The sequence below is a fragment of the Brevibacillus jepli genome, assembly GCF_047229145.1.
Lineage (GTDB): Bacteria > Bacillota > Bacilli > Brevibacillales > Brevibacillaceae > Brevibacillus.
Genome location: NZ_JBFEFW010000003.1, coordinates 1 through 13,412, shown reverse-complemented (window position 1 = coordinate 13,412; position 13,412 = coordinate 1). Strand labels below are relative to the sequence as shown.

Sequence of the window (13,412 nt, the reverse complement as noted above, 5' to 3'; positions counted from 1 at the left end):
CTCCTCCATTATATAATAGTTTTCTTTATTTTCTGATATTTTTATCGAGAAATAAAAAAGACCCCAGCTTTACATCTGGAGTCGGTTCGTTTGTATATATGGCGGAGGGAGCAGGATTCGAACCCGCGTGAGCTTGCACTCTAACGGTTTTCAAGACCGCCCCGTTATGACCACTTCGGTATCCCTCCGTATTACGACAATACTTACTATAGCATAGGTCTACTCTATTTTGCAATAGCCCGTCTTCTTTTCATTTTCATTTTCATTTATCGCTTGATGACGACGAGCTTTAACTCCGTCAGTTCTTCTATAGCATATTTGACCCCTTCCCGACCGATTCCGCTTTCCTTGACACCGCCGTATGGCATATGGTCGACGCGAAACGTAGGAATGTCATTCACCATCACACCGCCCACACGAAGGTCTTCTGCGGCCTCCAGAGCCAATGACAGGTTGTTGGTATACACACCAGCCTGTAATCCGTAGCGTGAATCATTGACCAGCGCAATGCCTTGCTGGACGGACTCGATTGGATTGATGAGGACGACAGGTCCGAATACTTCCTGACAAGAGACTTTTGCATCTGCTGGAACTCCCGTCAACACCGTAGGCTGGAGCATCCGGTCAACGATTTGCCCCCCGCACGCCAAACGCGCCCCTTGCTCGATCGCCTCCCGAATCCACTCCATCGCACGTTCGGTTTCACGCGGATTGATCATGGCGGAATAGTCCGCATCTTCGGAGAGAGAATCGCCACCTCGCAGCGCTACTGTTTGTTCGATAAAACGGTGGACGAAATCGTGATAGATCTCTTTTGCCACATAAATTCTTTGCACAGATATGCACACTTGCCCAGAATAGGCGAAGGCACCAAAAACGCATCTGGGTACGACTTCGTTCAATTGCACATCACGGTCCACGATGACAGCCGAGTTCGATCCTAGCTCAAGTGTGACTCTTTTCATACCTGCCCGGTTCCGTATATCCAGCCCGACACTTGGGCTCCCTGTAAACGTCACAGCACGAACTCTCGGGTCAGACACGATTCTATCGCCAACGATCGCTCCACTGCCTGTGATCACATTTAAGACACCTGCTGGCACACCCGCTTGCTCTGCAAGCTCTGCGAGAAATAAAGCACTGAGCGGTGTCTGCGATGCTGGCTTGAGGACAACAGTATTGCCAGCAGCGAGAGCAGGCCCAACCTTATGGGCAACGAGATTCATCGGAAAGTTAAAGGGTGTAATGGCTCCGATTACTCCCAGAGGTTCTCGCACGGTATAAGCCAAACGCCCCTCTCCCCCGATAGCTGCATCCATTGGCACGGTTTCTCCGTGGAGACGTTTGGCTTCTTCCGCTGCAAATTTATACGTCTGAATCGTTCGAATCACTTCTCCGCGGGCAGTTTTGATCGGTTTTCCCGCTTCGATAGCAATGATCCGCGCTGCTTCCTCCAAACGCTCATTCATTAGAATCGAGATTTTTTCTAGCATGAAGGCACGCTGATAGGCAGGAATGCACCGCATGACAGCTGTCGCTTCGTGGGCAGCAGCAATTGCTTTTTCAACCAATGATGAGTCTGCTTGCGAAATTTGTGCGATCTCTTGACCCGTATAAGGAGAATATAGCGGTGCATACGCAGTAGCTGGCACCCACTCTCCCCCGATAAAGCACGTTTTTTTCATCGGCATATCCCCACCCTTATTGATTGGTGTACATGCATTACTCCTTCCAATCATTCTCTCCGAGACGCTTGCCTTCCTGTCCCACATTAGAAATTTTTGGATTTTTGTTTACTCTTTTGCACCTTCAGCAACACCGCACCATTCCATTAACGTGAGCGCAAAAATCTCTGCACATTGGAATACCTCATCTAAAACAATGTATTCATTCGGATAGTGCGCTACCTGTGTAACACCTGGTCCGACAACAATCGCAGGAGTATTTGCCAAAGCCGTGAGCAAACCGCCATCTGTTCCCCAAGGCGATGCCTCCACAATGGCACGTTCTCCTGTTACAACTTCAAATTGACTTTGCAGAATCTCCATGAGCGGGTGATCCTGATCAACTGCACCTGGAACCCAACGAGCGCCGAACCACTCCAGCTCGACCGGCTGTTCTGCAAACCACGGATCGATCTCTGCCAGCTTTTTGAGCGCGGCTGCCATCTCTCTCTTGGCATCGTCCATCTGCTCCCCTGGTGCAACCCCCATTCTACCTTCCAGCTTGACGAGATCAGCTACAGACGATGGCCACTTTCCGCCCTCAATCACCCCCAGATTAATCGGAATCGGGATAGGCAATTTGGCGTAAAGTGGATCGTCCAGTCGATCGTTACGCTCTTTTTCGAGTTGGCCAATTGCTTGAACAACCAGCATGCCCTTCTCGATGGCACTGACACCCTCGTAGCGAGTCCCTCCGTGAGCAGAGCGCCCTTTAACAGTCAATCTGAACCACATGGAGCCCTGCTGCTTCGGGAAAATCTTCATATTCGTCGGCTCTGGAATCAGGGCAGCATCGGCCTTATAGCCGCGAATGATCGTCGCCAAAGTTCCTGCACCGCCGCTCTCTTCTTCTACGACGCTTTGAAAAATAACGTCGCCTTTTAGTTGAACACCCAGTTTCTGCAGAACCTGAATCGCCAACAGCGAAGACAGATTTCCACCCTTCATGTCAGTAGCTCCACGTCCGTAAAGCTTGCCGTCTTCAACCTTCCCGCTAAACGGATCATCACTCCACTGTGCCAAATCGCCAGCAGGTACTACATCAACGTGTCCGTTTAAAATGATGGAACGCCCATCCCCTTGTCCCTTCCACACTCCAACGACATTCGGACTGCTTTCAAACGTAGTGCGCGGCGAGACAAAATACGGATGTGACACCAGCTCTTCGCCTTCCATGACCCATAAATCGACGGCCAGCCCCATCTGCGTCAAAAGGTCTGCAATGCTTTGCTGGATGGATTGTTCTTCTCCTTGTACGCTCGGGCTCTTTACCCATTGCTGCAGCAGTTGAACCGCTACTTCTCGATCCTTTTCCAATTGCTCCCGTATAAGCGCCTGCCAGTTTTCCATGTTTTTCCCCCGTTCCATGGTATTGTCTCAGCTTAGCGGAAAACGCCAACCTCTCCGTCCACCTTGAGCTCCGCTTCCGTTGCTCCAATTACGTCGGCAACGCTATATGGATACATGACCTCACGTAAATACAAGCCGTCTGGCATGACCTCCATCACTGCCATATCCGTAATGATCAAATCCGCAGCCTTTGTCGCTGTTAAGGGCAACGAGCATTCCCGAACGATTTTGGACCGCCCGTTTTTATCTAAATGTGTAGTTACCACCATGACCTTCTTGGCCTTTTGTGCCAGCTCCATCGCGCCTCCCATTCCAGGTACGCGTTTGCCTGGTACAATCCAGTTGGCAATGTCACCATTTTGGCTTACTTCCAGGACTCCTAAAATCGTCATGTCCAACAATCCACGGCGGATGATGGCAAAAGCAGTCGCACTATCGAAAAAGGATGCGCCTGTGGCGAGCGTGACAGGAAAACCGCCCGCATTGCATAGCATGGCGTTCTCCTCGCCTTTCGCAGGGCTTGGTCCCGTTCCGAGGATGCCGTTCTCCGCATGAAACATGACTCGTTTGTCCGCTGGGATAAAATCTGCGACTAATGTAGGGATGCCGATCCCCAAATTAATAATCATGCCGTCTTCTACTTCTAATGCTGCTCGGCGTGCAATACGTTCACGATAGCTCTCTGATTCCTTTACTTCTCCCATGCCCACTGCCAGTTCACCCCTTCACTTTGGACGATAAAGTTAACGAAAACGCCCGGGGTGACGATTTCTTCCGGGTCGATCATGCCTATCTCTACAATCTCATCCGCTTCTACGATGGTTATGTCGCCAGCCATCGCGACTAACGGATTGAAATTGCGTGCACTTGTATCAAACACCAAATTGCCGAAGCGATCCGCTTTTTTCGCATGGATGATTGCCACTTCCGCAGTGAGCGGTGTTTCCAGCAAGTATTCCTTTCCTTCAAGAACTACCTTCTGCTTTCCTTTTTCCGCAATCGTCCCAATACCGATATCCGATAGAATGCCTCCCAGACCGACTCCACCTGCCCGTACACGCTCTGCAAGTATCCCCTGCGGGCAGAACTCTACTTCCAGTTCACCTGCCGTCATTTGGGCCCCTGCGTTCGGATTTGAGCCAATATGCGAAGCAATGACTTTTTTGACGCGCTTTTCGGTTACCAGCTTGCCAATTCCGATATGTGGGAAAGCAGTATCGTTACTGATCAGCGTCAGGTCACGCACGCCCATATCCAATATCCCTTGAATCAATGTAGGCGGGTTCCCCACCCCGCCGAAGCCCCCTGCCAAAAGCGTCATCCCATCACGAAAATGGGAGAGCGCTTCGGACAGGGAGACGACCTTGTCAAATCGGTTTGTCATCCTCGTTCCTCCTTCTCTATCCGATCAGTGCTTTGTCTTGGAGCTCTTGCTGGACAGCTACCACCGCTTCTTTCAGCAAGGAAATCAGCTCGTCGATTTGCTCCGTAGTAATGGTCAGTGGAGGTGAGATGATGACAGCGTCTCCTGCCACCCCATCGATTCCGCCCATCGCAGGATAAATAAGCAAGCCTTTTTCAAATGCCTTTTCAATCACCTTCCCGCCTACTCCCCCTGAAAGCGCAAACGGTTCCTTTGTCTGTTTGTTTTTCACAAATTCCAGCGCGCACAGCATACCTAGGCCACGTGCATCTCCAATGAGCGGGAGTTCGCTGGCCAGCTCTTGCAGGCGGGCAAGTAAATAGGCTCCTTGCTCTGCTGCTTTTTCGACCAGCTGATGCTTTTCCACATAGTTGAGCACAGCCAATGAAACGGCAGCGGATTGAGGATTCGCGCTATACGTATGTCCTGCCATAATCGAGCCGCTTCCTTTTGTAATGGTCTCAATGATTTCATCAGACACAATCGTAGCAGCCATCGGCGTGTAACCAGCGCTCATCCCTTTTCCCAATGCCATCAAGTCAGGTACGACGCCCCAGTGGTCGATCCCAAACGCTTTACCGGTACGACCTACTCCCGTCATCACCTCATCTGCGATAAACAGAACCTCATACTTGTCACAAATCTCGCGAATGCGTTGGAAGTAACCGTCTGGCGGTACAACTGCTCCCCCAGAAGCGCCGATAACTGGCTCAGCGATGAATGCCGCTACTTGCTCAGGTCCTACACGCAATATCGCGGTCTCAAGCTCGTTTGCACACGCGAGACCGTACGCTTCTAGCGACATCTCCTCTGGTTTGCGATACGGATATGGTCCTGTGATTGCTGGATAGTCAGCCAAGAGAGGGGTGAACCGCTTTCTGCGCAAAACGTGTCCGGACATGGACAGGGCACCCATGGTGATCCCGTGATAGCTCATCCAACGGGAGATAATCCGATTTTTCGTCGGTCTTCCTTTTTCCTGCCAGTACTGAATCGCGATTTTTTGTGCAGTTTCGGTCGCTTCCGAACCGCTGCTCACAAAAAACGTCCAGTTCAATGAGCCTGGTGCCCAGCGAGCGAGCTTTGTAGCCAGCTCCTCTACAGCATCGCTGCTAAAATGAGAGCGATATACGAAAGAAACATCCTTGGCTTGTGCATACATCGCTTCAGCCACTTCTTCTACTCCGTGACCAATGCTAGCCGTTACCGCTCCACTGGAGCCATCGATGTAACGATTCCCCTGTTTATCGTAAAGATAAATTCCTTTGCCGTGAGAAATTATTGGATACTCCTTGCCCAATTCAGGCTTGATTACATAGCTTTTCGTCATTTTCATCGCCACCTCGCTTTTTCTCTACCTCTATCGTAGCTGACCAGCAAGCAAGAGCCATCCGACGTGCTGGCAAAAAAACATGGCAAAGAGACAAAATCTTTTGTACATTTTGTATAAGAGACCATTAACCTAGGCTTACGGAGGGAATGCCTGATGACCATTACGATAAGAGAAGCACTGCAGCTGCCGGACATGGTTCAAACCAGGCTAATCGCAGGAGCTGGCGGACTGGACAATCCGATTCGTTGGGTGACGATTGTCGAGGTGCTGGAGGATACAAGTCGTTTGCAGGAAGGCGAATTTTTAATAACAACCGGCTTTGGGCTGGCTGAACATACCGAAAAGCTCGCTTCGTTTATCCCATCACTTGCCAAGCAAAAGCTGAGTGGCGTCGCGATTCATACGGGCTTCTACTTGCGAGAAATTCCCGAGACCTTTTTGACTTTGGCGGATCAATATCAACTGCCATTGATTGAAATTCCGACAGAGATTAACTTTTCAACCATAACCAAAGCCATCTTGCAGCCGATCATTAATCGGCAATTTGAGACGTTGGCCTATTCTTCGGCGATTCATAACCGCATGATTGACGCTGCCTTATCCAAAGGGGGACTTCCCGCGATCGCAGGCGAGCTCGCTGCACTTACTGGAGGCGTCGTGTCGCTCATCGATGCATTGGGCTTTGAAGTCACCCAGCATGGGAATGTGCAAGATCAGCCGCATGATCCATCCCAGGACATCGCTCATTGTGTACCAATTCGTGCCAATCGTGAGCATTTTGGTACGCTGTCGCTTGCCAAGCCCGAGGACGCATGGAAGGAGCTCGATGACGTCGCTCTCCAGCATGCCTCGACCTTGTGTGCGCTCGAATATGTGAAGGAAAGAGCGGTAGCCGCAACAGAATGGCGGTTAAAAGGGGATTTTGTGGAGGAGTTGCTTAACGGGCAGCAGATGACCACAGCAGAGCTGGAGAGTCGTTCTCGCATGCTCGGGTACCCGCTCGCTGGACATCATCTCTGTGTCGCAGTTCGTGTAGAGGTGGCCGATCACACGATGCTTCAAGAATTGCATCAAAGTGTCATTACGTTGATGCGCCGGCTTAGTGACCGTCATCAGCGCTCCTATTTGCTGCGCGAGCGCCCGCAATGCCTCTTATTTATTTTACCGGATGATCAGACGAGCCTGCGCTTGCTTGCGCAGCTTACTTCTCGTTGGAGGGGACTGCACCCTGCATACGACCTGCAGATCGCCATGAGCAATCCATGTGAGCAGTTGACAGACGTTGTCAGTGCCTCTGAAGAAGCGATGTTTGCTCTGCAAGCGTACCCGCTGTTAGCGCAATCTCCGCAAATCCTGCGGTACCGGGATATGCAGGGCTATCAGTTTTTGTTTCCGTACCATCGTGAAAAAGAAAGCTTATGCCGTCTGTGGAACCCATTGCTCGATCCATTGATTCGCTATGATACGAAATACAATCAACAGCTTCTTGAAACACTCGAGGTGTATTTGGCCCAGAACGGGAACGGTTTGCAGACTTCGCAAGCCTTGTATATCCATCGACATACGCTCAAGTACCGCTTGACCCAGATTGAAGAAAAAACAGGCTACCGCCTGGAGGACGCTCATCAGCGCTGGCAGCTTCAGTTGGCCTTGATGGCCCGTCGTCTGCAACAGCAGCTGTATCCCACAAACAAGTAGCCTGTTACTCCCTCGTCGGGCGAAGTGGCTTTACCCATATATTCATGTCTTCGTAGCCTGAAAAGATCGTACAGTTGTTAATAAGCCGTCCCCGGTATTCATAGCCCATTTTGGCAGCAGTCACATTCATTCCCGCAGATTGTGCCCGCGTCAATGTGTACAAAAAGTAAATACCCGCCTCCTCCATCCTTTGTTCCAACGCGATAAACAGCGGTTGGAGGAGACCTTTCCCCGCATGGTCTGGGTGGGTCGCGCAATCGGTCATTTCAGCTGAACCAAATCGTTCGGATACTTCTGCTGAAGCTGCGCATGCAATTTTCCCTTCAAAATCAACGACATAGTAGATTGTACCTTCTTGCATGGTTTTGTGAATGTAAGACGGATCGTTCATCGGTGCAGGGTACGTAGCGAAAACCAAGCCATACAAGCACGCCAATTCCTTCGTGTCCGCCTCCGTCGCTTCTCGCAGGCAGTATCCTGCGGGTAACGAACTCTCAACCGCACTTCCCGCACGTGACAAGCTTAGTGTGAGAATTTCCTCTGCAAGCTGATCTGCGCCAGAGGTAGCACGTTCCTTTGTCATATAGCAGGTCAGCATTTGGGCGTTTTGGCCTTGAAAAAACCCATCAATCGTTCCCTCCAGCTCGTAACCAAGGGAAAGCCATTTCGGAACATCCTGCTTTTTCCCGTACACAATGACTTTTGTTGCCTCTGACTCCCGAGCTAGTTCCTTCATGACTTGATCCCACTGCTCAATTTGTGATGGCTCATACACATGCAGCTTAACGCGGCGATTTTGTCGATCAATGATCAGGTCGCCATTGTCCTTCGCGCCTTCTACATTTATCACGGTCATCATCCTCCCCTACAGTGCAACTACTCTCATTGTAGCAAATCGTATAGGGTCGTCATCTGCCAATCTGTATAAAAAGGTGTTCGTCATGCACAAAAAAACGCAAGGTGGGCATTCTGTTGGGTCATCTTCATTCGTTTTTCATAACATGAAGGTAGATGCTTCATGTGCGAAAAGGAGGGTGTTTGTGTGAGCTGCAATAACAATTTTACCCTGATTCTTGTCCTCTTTGTCCTTTTGGTCATTGTACTTGTCGCAATTGGATAAACCTCTTGAGATGCCTCTCATGGCAGGTCGTATTGAGGGGCCTTTTACATATCATGGTAATAGGTGACATACGCTCGAGAAGGGAGGAAGCCCTCGTGCCCCCACTTATTTATGCCCATCGTGGCGCTTCCGGCCTGTTTCCGGAAAATACGATGGAATCCTTTCAGGCAGCCGTCCGAAGAAAAGCCAATGGGATCGAACTGGATGTCCAGCTTAGCAGTGATAATAAGCTGGTGGTTATTCATGACCACAGTCTGGAGCGCACGACCAGTGGAACTGGATTCGTGCGACAGTACACATTGCGTGAGCTGCGTCAGCTACGTGCGGATAAAGACTCCTCTATGCGATTACCAAAAGCCCATATTCCAACCTTGCAGGAGGTGTTCCAGACGTTTGTCGACACACCACTGCGCTTCATTATCGAGATGAAAAATTTCTTCCTGGAACAGCCTCACTTAGAAGAACTCGTTATCGAGCAAATCAGACGTTATCAGCTAACTGACCGAACCATCATCTCTACGTTCAATTTCGATAGTCTTTTACGAATCAAACAAATGGATGCCACACAAACGACTGGGCTTCTATATGTAGGACCACTAGCGAAGCCTTGGGAGATTGCCAGCAGCTATCGAGCCGATCAATTGCATGTACCTTTTGATCAATTGACGAAAGATCTGGTCACACAGGCAAAGCAACATCATTTTGAAGTGTTAAGCTGGACGGTGAACACCAGTCGTCAAATCCAATGGGCCATTGAATGTGGTGTAGACGGTCTTATCACCAATTACCCGAAGCGTGCAAGAAATCTGACTCGAAATCTTTAAAAAAAGTAAGGGAGCCTATAAAAGGCCCCCTTTTGTTGTTCGGTCACTATGTGCGAGGTACGAAAAACTTTCCTTGCCAACTATTCCGTGCTTTCAGTTCTGCGTCAATTCCATTCAGAACTTCCCACTTTTTACGACTCCACATCGGTCCAATCAGGAGATCTGGCGGTCCGTCCCCTGTGATTCGATGGACAATCATCTCTGGTGGTAAAATTTCCAATGTATCCACAACGAGCTTCGTGTATTCTTCCTGTGAGAGGAATTCCAAGAGACCTGCTTCGTACTGTTTCACCATCGGTGTTTTTCGCAGCAGATGCAACAAGTGTATCTTGATCCCTTGTACATCCAGATGTGCGACTGCATCTGCCGTCTGCATCATCTCTTCATGGCTCTCCCCGGGCAGGCCGTAGATGATATGAGAGCAAACGCGAATGTTGTGCTTGCGCAGCTTCTCTACGGCATCCACATAGCATTGATAATCGTGCGCGCGGTTAATCAACTGAGCCGTATGCTCATGGACTGTCTGGAGTCCTAGCTCCACCCACAAATACGTGCGCTCATTCAATTCAGCCAAATACTCCACGACATCATCTGGCAAACAGTCAGGACGAGTCGCGATGGAGAGCCCCACTACGCCTTCCTGCTTGAGGATGACTTCGTACATCTCGCGTAGCTCCTCCACAGGTGCGTACGTATTCGTATACGCCTGGAAAAAGCCCAAATATTTGGCTTGTGGCCATTTTTCGTGCATGCGATTTTTCACATCATGAAACTGTCTTTCCAAATCCATTCTGCGGTCGCCTGCAAAATCTCCCGAGCCTCTGGCACTGCAAAATGTGCAGCCGCCTGTCGCTACTTTACCATCTCGATTCGGACAACTAAATCCGCCATCCAACGGAACCTTGAAAATCTTTTCGTGAAAGGTCCCCCGTAAATGATAATTCCATGTATGGTATCGCTTATCGCCCCACAACAATGGGACGTCGTTATTGTGAATATCTGTCGCGAGCTTCATTGCTGTTTTCCTCCTAATGGCACCGCTGCGTCTTACTTGGTGCCTGAATCCCGTTGGCGAACGCTACTTGCATGATCACGTCATTATACCAAATTCATCAACGCTCTCGCTACTTTAAGATAATAGAAAAACCACAGGTGAATTTTCCCCCTGTGGTTTTTGGGTTCTGCGTTACTATTGCTGAATCTCCTCGATACGAATCGCGCGAGTGTGAGAGGTATGACTCCACTCTTGGTTTTTCTTCGTAAAGAACGCGTAAAACATAATCGGGAGCCAGGTCAGGAAAAAGAACGGTAACAAGAGGAGCCCGAAATAGCCCTTCCACGGAACTTTATCCAAATACAATGCCAGAAGCGGCAACAGGTAGAACACGGCTGTAGAACCGTATACGAGCCATGTAGGCAGAATCGTTGAGACCGTTGTCAGCGTACCGATATCAAAAAATCTTGCCAGGAACAATACCGACATCATCGTTACCATCAGCACGTACATCGGTTGGAAGAGGTAGAAGGCTGCGTCAAGCATGCCCAGCTTTCTTGACTTCAATCCATTAAACAATACAGCTCGAATGTAGCGCCCTGCCACATCGTAATGTCCTTGCATCCAACGAAGACGCTGGCGCATAGATGATTTTAAATCAATCGGTTTTTCATCCCAAACTTTTGTGTCATGTGCCCAAGTCGGATAAATCCCGCGTTCAATACAACGAGTTGCGAATTCCAGATCTTCCGTGAGGCTGGTTGCTCCCCAGCCCATCTCTTTGAGCAGGTTGCTCTCAATACACAAGCCAGTTCCACCCAATGTGTTTGGCAGTCCCAAATTGTGACGAGCCAGCTGCCACATACGGTTTGTGAACCAGTAGGTAACGGCATAGGAAAGCGTAATCCAGGAATCAAACGGGTTCTTGGAGTCGAGGTAACCTTGAATGACTCGCGCCCCTTTGCTGAGACGATCGTTCATGACCTTCAGGAAGTTTTTCTCTACCAGGTTGTCAGCATCAAACATAACGACAGCATCATACTGCTTCGGTCTTGCCCAGAGGTTCTCCAGCATCCATTCGATTCCATAACCTTTGCCTCGCTTGGATGTGTCAAAACGCTCACACGCAATAGCGCCATGTGCCCGACTAATTTCTGCCGTGTTATCTGTACAGTTGTCGCAAATGACGAAGATGTCGTACATTTCACGTGGATAGTCGAGTTTCTTCAGGTTTTCGATTAGCGGAGCAATTACGGCGCTCTCATTGTGAGCTGCTACGAGAACAGCAAACGTCTTTTGCGGCTCAGTTGTTACTTGCTCTTTTTTGCGGAACAGGCCTGCACAGGAAACCAGTGTTTGGTATGTGCCGATTACACCGACCGCAGAAGTAAATCCGATGAATAATCCCTCAATGATCTCTCTAATTACACTCATGGGTTCTTCTCCTCGACCTAAACCAAATTGGGTCTGATCTGATTTAGGTAGTGTTGTTTTTCCAACATTTCTCTATTGTTTTTCTCTCACTTGGCAGTTTACATCAAATGCGATTCATAAGCAATGACCCAAAAGTGGGAAAAAATATGGCACTGCTATCACCTTTCCCACCTTTTTCTCTTTCTATTCGACAGTGCTTGACAGTTGGCAGAAAAAAAAGCCCTTGTCGAAAAAGGCTCGGTTTATTAAGAAAATGCAAACACTTGCTTCCATTTCTTCCTGATGGTTTCCTGGATTGGTGCGGTCGGCGAGACTCGAACTCGCACGGGTCGCCCCGCCACCCCCTCAAGATGGTGTGTCTGCCAATTCCACCACGACCGCCTATAAATGCTTATTTTTCTGGTGTTTTTCTGTTGACACGAAGTACGTTTTTGAGTATACACAATCAATTTTGGCAAGTCAATAACGTTTTCGTCTCTACAAAGACCATATTTTACCTGTTAAACTATCATTTTTTTGCTCATTCTTCTATTATAATACGATCGTCGAATCAAGAAGTTTCATGTCTTCGAAAATTGGAAGAGATGGAAACGCCTCTCTACAAAAATATCATTGTTTCGTCACATTCTCCGAAGGACACGAGTGCCTTTTTCTCTGATTTTTTTACATGATTTTTCCCAAAAAAGACATAATATTTCCAGTTATAGATGGCTATTTTTTTCTATTTTTATTAAGATAGGCCTTTTGTCTTACCATTTGCTTCGGCTGGCTACCTGAGAAAACGCGTCTCTTATGAAAAAAACTCCTCCGGACGCCACAACGTCCAAAGGAGGCTATCTTTTAAAGAGCGTGGCGTCCCAGGAGAGATTCGAACTCCCGACCGACGGCTTAGAAGGCCGTTGCTCTATCCTGCTGAGCTACTGGGACTAAAATGGAGGGAGTACCCGGATTTGAACCGGGGATAAGGGTTTTGCAGACCCGTGCCTTACCCCTTGGCTATACTCCCATGTTCTATGGGGCGATCGATGGGACTTGAACCCACGAGTGCCGGAGCCACAATCCGGTGCGTTAACCCCTTCGCCACGACCGCCATGTTGTTATGTGTTGTTTGGTAGCGGTGGAGGGAATCGAACCCCCGACCTTTCGGGTATGAACCGAACGCTCTAACCAGCTGAGCTACGCCGCCAAAATAAAAATGGCGGAGAGTGAGGGATTCGAACCCTCGCTACGCTTGCGCATACTAACGGTTTAGCAAACCGTCCCCTTCGGCCTCTTGGGTAACTCTCCGTGATTATATGCACCTTCAAAACTAGATATGCATGATTTTGCTAAGTGTGTGTGGATAAGTCCTCGACCGATTAGTATTCGTCAGCTCCACGCGTTACCGCGCTTCCACACCGAACCTATCAACCTCATCGTCTATGAGGGGTCTTACCAGCTTGCGCTGTGGGAAGTCTCATCTTGGAGGGGGCTTCACGCTTAGATGCTTTCAGCGCTTATCCCGTCCGCACA

The 13,412-nt window shown here is 49.3% G+C and carries 10 protein-coding genes, 7 tRNA genes and 1 rRNA gene; 2 read left to right on the top strand and 16 right to left on the bottom strand.

The window, feature by feature from the left end; all coding sequences use genetic code 11:
- Positions 1–99: 99 nt before the first annotated feature.
- The 6 genes from AB1L17_RS03810 to AB1L17_RS03785 form a co-directional block, all read right to left on the bottom strand.
- A tRNA-Ser gene (locus AB1L17_RS03810) sits at positions 100–188 on the bottom strand.
- Between the two features lie 78 nt (positions 189–266).
- Positions 267–1,685, bottom strand: coding sequence for an aldehyde dehydrogenase family protein (locus tag AB1L17_RS03805; RefSeq protein ID WP_412843310.1), 1,419 nt, complete (start codon positions 1,683–1,685; stop codon positions 267–269).
- Positions 1,686–1,793: 108 nt separating this feature from the next.
- On the bottom strand, positions 1,794–3,074 hold the full coding sequence (locus AB1L17_RS03800) for a peptidase (protein ID WP_412843309.1): 1,281 nt from the start codon (positions 3,072–3,074) through the stop codon (positions 1,794–1,796).
- A 32-nt stretch (positions 3,075–3,106) separates the two neighbouring features.
- On the bottom strand, positions 3,107–3,784 hold the full coding sequence (locus AB1L17_RS03795; protein ID WP_412843308.1) for a 3-oxoacid CoA-transferase subunit B: 678 nt from the start codon (positions 3,782–3,784) through the stop codon (positions 3,107–3,109).
- Positions 3,766–4,458 carry a 3-oxoacid CoA-transferase subunit A gene (locus AB1L17_RS03790; protein WP_412843307.1) on the bottom strand — a complete coding sequence of 231 codons (693 nt, stop codon included), beginning with the start codon at positions 4,456–4,458 and terminating at the stop codon, positions 3,766–3,768. The genes AB1L17_RS03795 and AB1L17_RS03790 overlap by 19 nt, the downstream gene beginning before the upstream one ends.
- Before the next feature lie 16 nt (positions 4,459–4,474).
- On the bottom strand, positions 4,475–5,827 hold the full coding sequence (locus tag AB1L17_RS03785; RefSeq protein ID WP_412843306.1) for an aspartate aminotransferase family protein: 1,353 nt from the start codon (positions 5,825–5,827) through the stop codon (positions 4,475–4,477).
- A 156-nt stretch (positions 5,828–5,983) separates the two neighbouring features.
- Here AB1L17_RS03785 and AB1L17_RS03780 point away from each other — a divergent pair, with 156 nt between their 5' ends.
- Entirely contained in the window at positions 5,984–7,528 is a 1,545-nt protein-coding gene (locus AB1L17_RS03780; protein ID WP_412843305.1) for a PucR family transcriptional regulator, read from the top strand.
- Positions 7,529–7,532: 4 nt separating this feature from the next.
- On the opposite strand, the gene ablB is transcribed toward AB1L17_RS03780, so the two are convergent.
- The gene (ablB, locus tag AB1L17_RS03775; RefSeq protein WP_412843304.1) at positions 7,533–8,387 is read right to left on the bottom strand and encodes a putative beta-lysine N-acetyltransferase; all 855 of its coding nucleotides are present in this window, start codon (positions 8,385–8,387) and stop codon (positions 7,533–7,535) included.
- Between the two features lie 356 nt (positions 8,388–8,743).
- Here ablB and AB1L17_RS03770 point away from each other — a divergent pair, with 356 nt between their 5' ends.
- Positions 8,744–9,472 carry a glycerophosphodiester phosphodiesterase gene (locus AB1L17_RS03770; protein ID WP_412843303.1) on the top strand — a complete coding sequence of 243 codons (729 nt, stop codon included), beginning with the start codon at positions 8,744–8,746 and terminating at the stop codon, positions 9,470–9,472.
- Positions 9,473–9,518: 46 nt separating this feature from the next.
- Here AB1L17_RS03770 and mnmL read toward each other — a convergent pair whose 3' ends face one another.
- The 9 genes from mnmL to AB1L17_RS03725 all read right to left on the bottom strand — a co-directional run.
- Positions 9,519–10,487 carry a tRNA modification radical SAM protein MnmL/YtqA gene (gene mnmL, locus AB1L17_RS03765; RefSeq protein WP_412843302.1) on the bottom strand — a complete coding sequence of 323 codons (969 nt, stop codon included), beginning with the start codon at positions 10,485–10,487 and terminating at the stop codon, positions 9,519–9,521.
- A 174-nt stretch (positions 10,488–10,661) separates the two neighbouring features.
- The gene (locus tag AB1L17_RS03760; RefSeq protein ID WP_412843301.1) at positions 10,662–11,900 is read right to left on the bottom strand and encodes a glycosyltransferase family 2 protein; all 1,239 of its coding nucleotides are present in this window, start codon (positions 11,898–11,900) and stop codon (positions 10,662–10,664) included.
- A gap of 296 nt (positions 11,901–12,196) precedes the next feature.
- Positions 12,197–12,281 (bottom strand) — tRNA-Leu (locus AB1L17_RS03755).
- Between the two features lie 469 nt (positions 12,282–12,750).
- A tRNA-Arg gene (locus AB1L17_RS03750) sits at positions 12,751–12,827 on the bottom strand.
- Between the two features lie 5 nt (positions 12,828–12,832).
- Positions 12,833–12,906, bottom strand: a tRNA-Cys gene (locus AB1L17_RS03745).
- An 8-nt stretch (positions 12,907–12,914) separates the two neighbouring features.
- Positions 12,915–12,990: transfer RNA gene (locus AB1L17_RS03740), tRNA-His, on the bottom strand.
- Positions 12,991–13,009: 19 nt separating this feature from the next.
- A tRNA-Met gene (locus AB1L17_RS03735) sits at positions 13,010–13,086 on the bottom strand.
- A 10-nt stretch (positions 13,087–13,096) separates the two neighbouring features.
- Positions 13,097–13,187 (bottom strand) — tRNA-Ser (locus AB1L17_RS03730).
- Positions 13,188–13,238: 51 nt separating this feature from the next.
- A 23S ribosomal RNA gene (locus AB1L17_RS03725) occupies positions 13,239–13,412 on the bottom strand; the annotation flags it as partial.

What these genes read in the sequence shown, in the direction of transcription:
- AB1L17_RS03805 (WP_412843310.1), bottom strand. Translation starts at nt 1,685, where the DNA reads ATGAAAAAAACGTGCTTTATCGGGGGAGAGTGGGTGCCAGCTACTGCG.
- AB1L17_RS03800 (WP_412843309.1), bottom strand. Translation starts at nt 3,074, where the DNA reads ATGGAAAACTGGCAGGCGCTTATACGGGAGCAATTGGAAAAGGATCGA.
- AB1L17_RS03790 (WP_412843307.1), bottom strand. Translation starts at nt 4,458, where the DNA reads ATGACAAACCGATTTGACAAGGTCGTCTCCCTGTCCGAAGCGCTCTCC.
- AB1L17_RS03785 (WP_412843306.1), bottom strand. Translation starts at nt 5,827, where the DNA reads ATGACGAAAAGCTATGTAATCAAGCCTGAATTGGGCAAGGAGTATCCA.
- AB1L17_RS03780 (WP_412843305.1), top strand. Translation starts at nt 5,984, where the DNA reads ATGACCATTACGATAAGAGAAGCACTGCAGCTGCCGGACATGGTTCAA.
- ablB (WP_412843304.1), bottom strand. Translation starts at nt 8,387, where the DNA reads ATGATGACCGTGATAAATGTAGAAGGCGCGAAGGACAATGGCGACCTG.
- mnmL (WP_412843302.1), bottom strand. Translation starts at nt 10,487, where the DNA reads ATGAAGCTCGCGACAGATATTCACAATAACGACGTCCCATTGTTGTGG.
- AB1L17_RS03760 (WP_412843301.1), bottom strand. Translation starts at nt 11,900, where the DNA reads ATGAGTGTAATTAGAGAGATCATTGAGGGATTATTCATCGGATTTACT.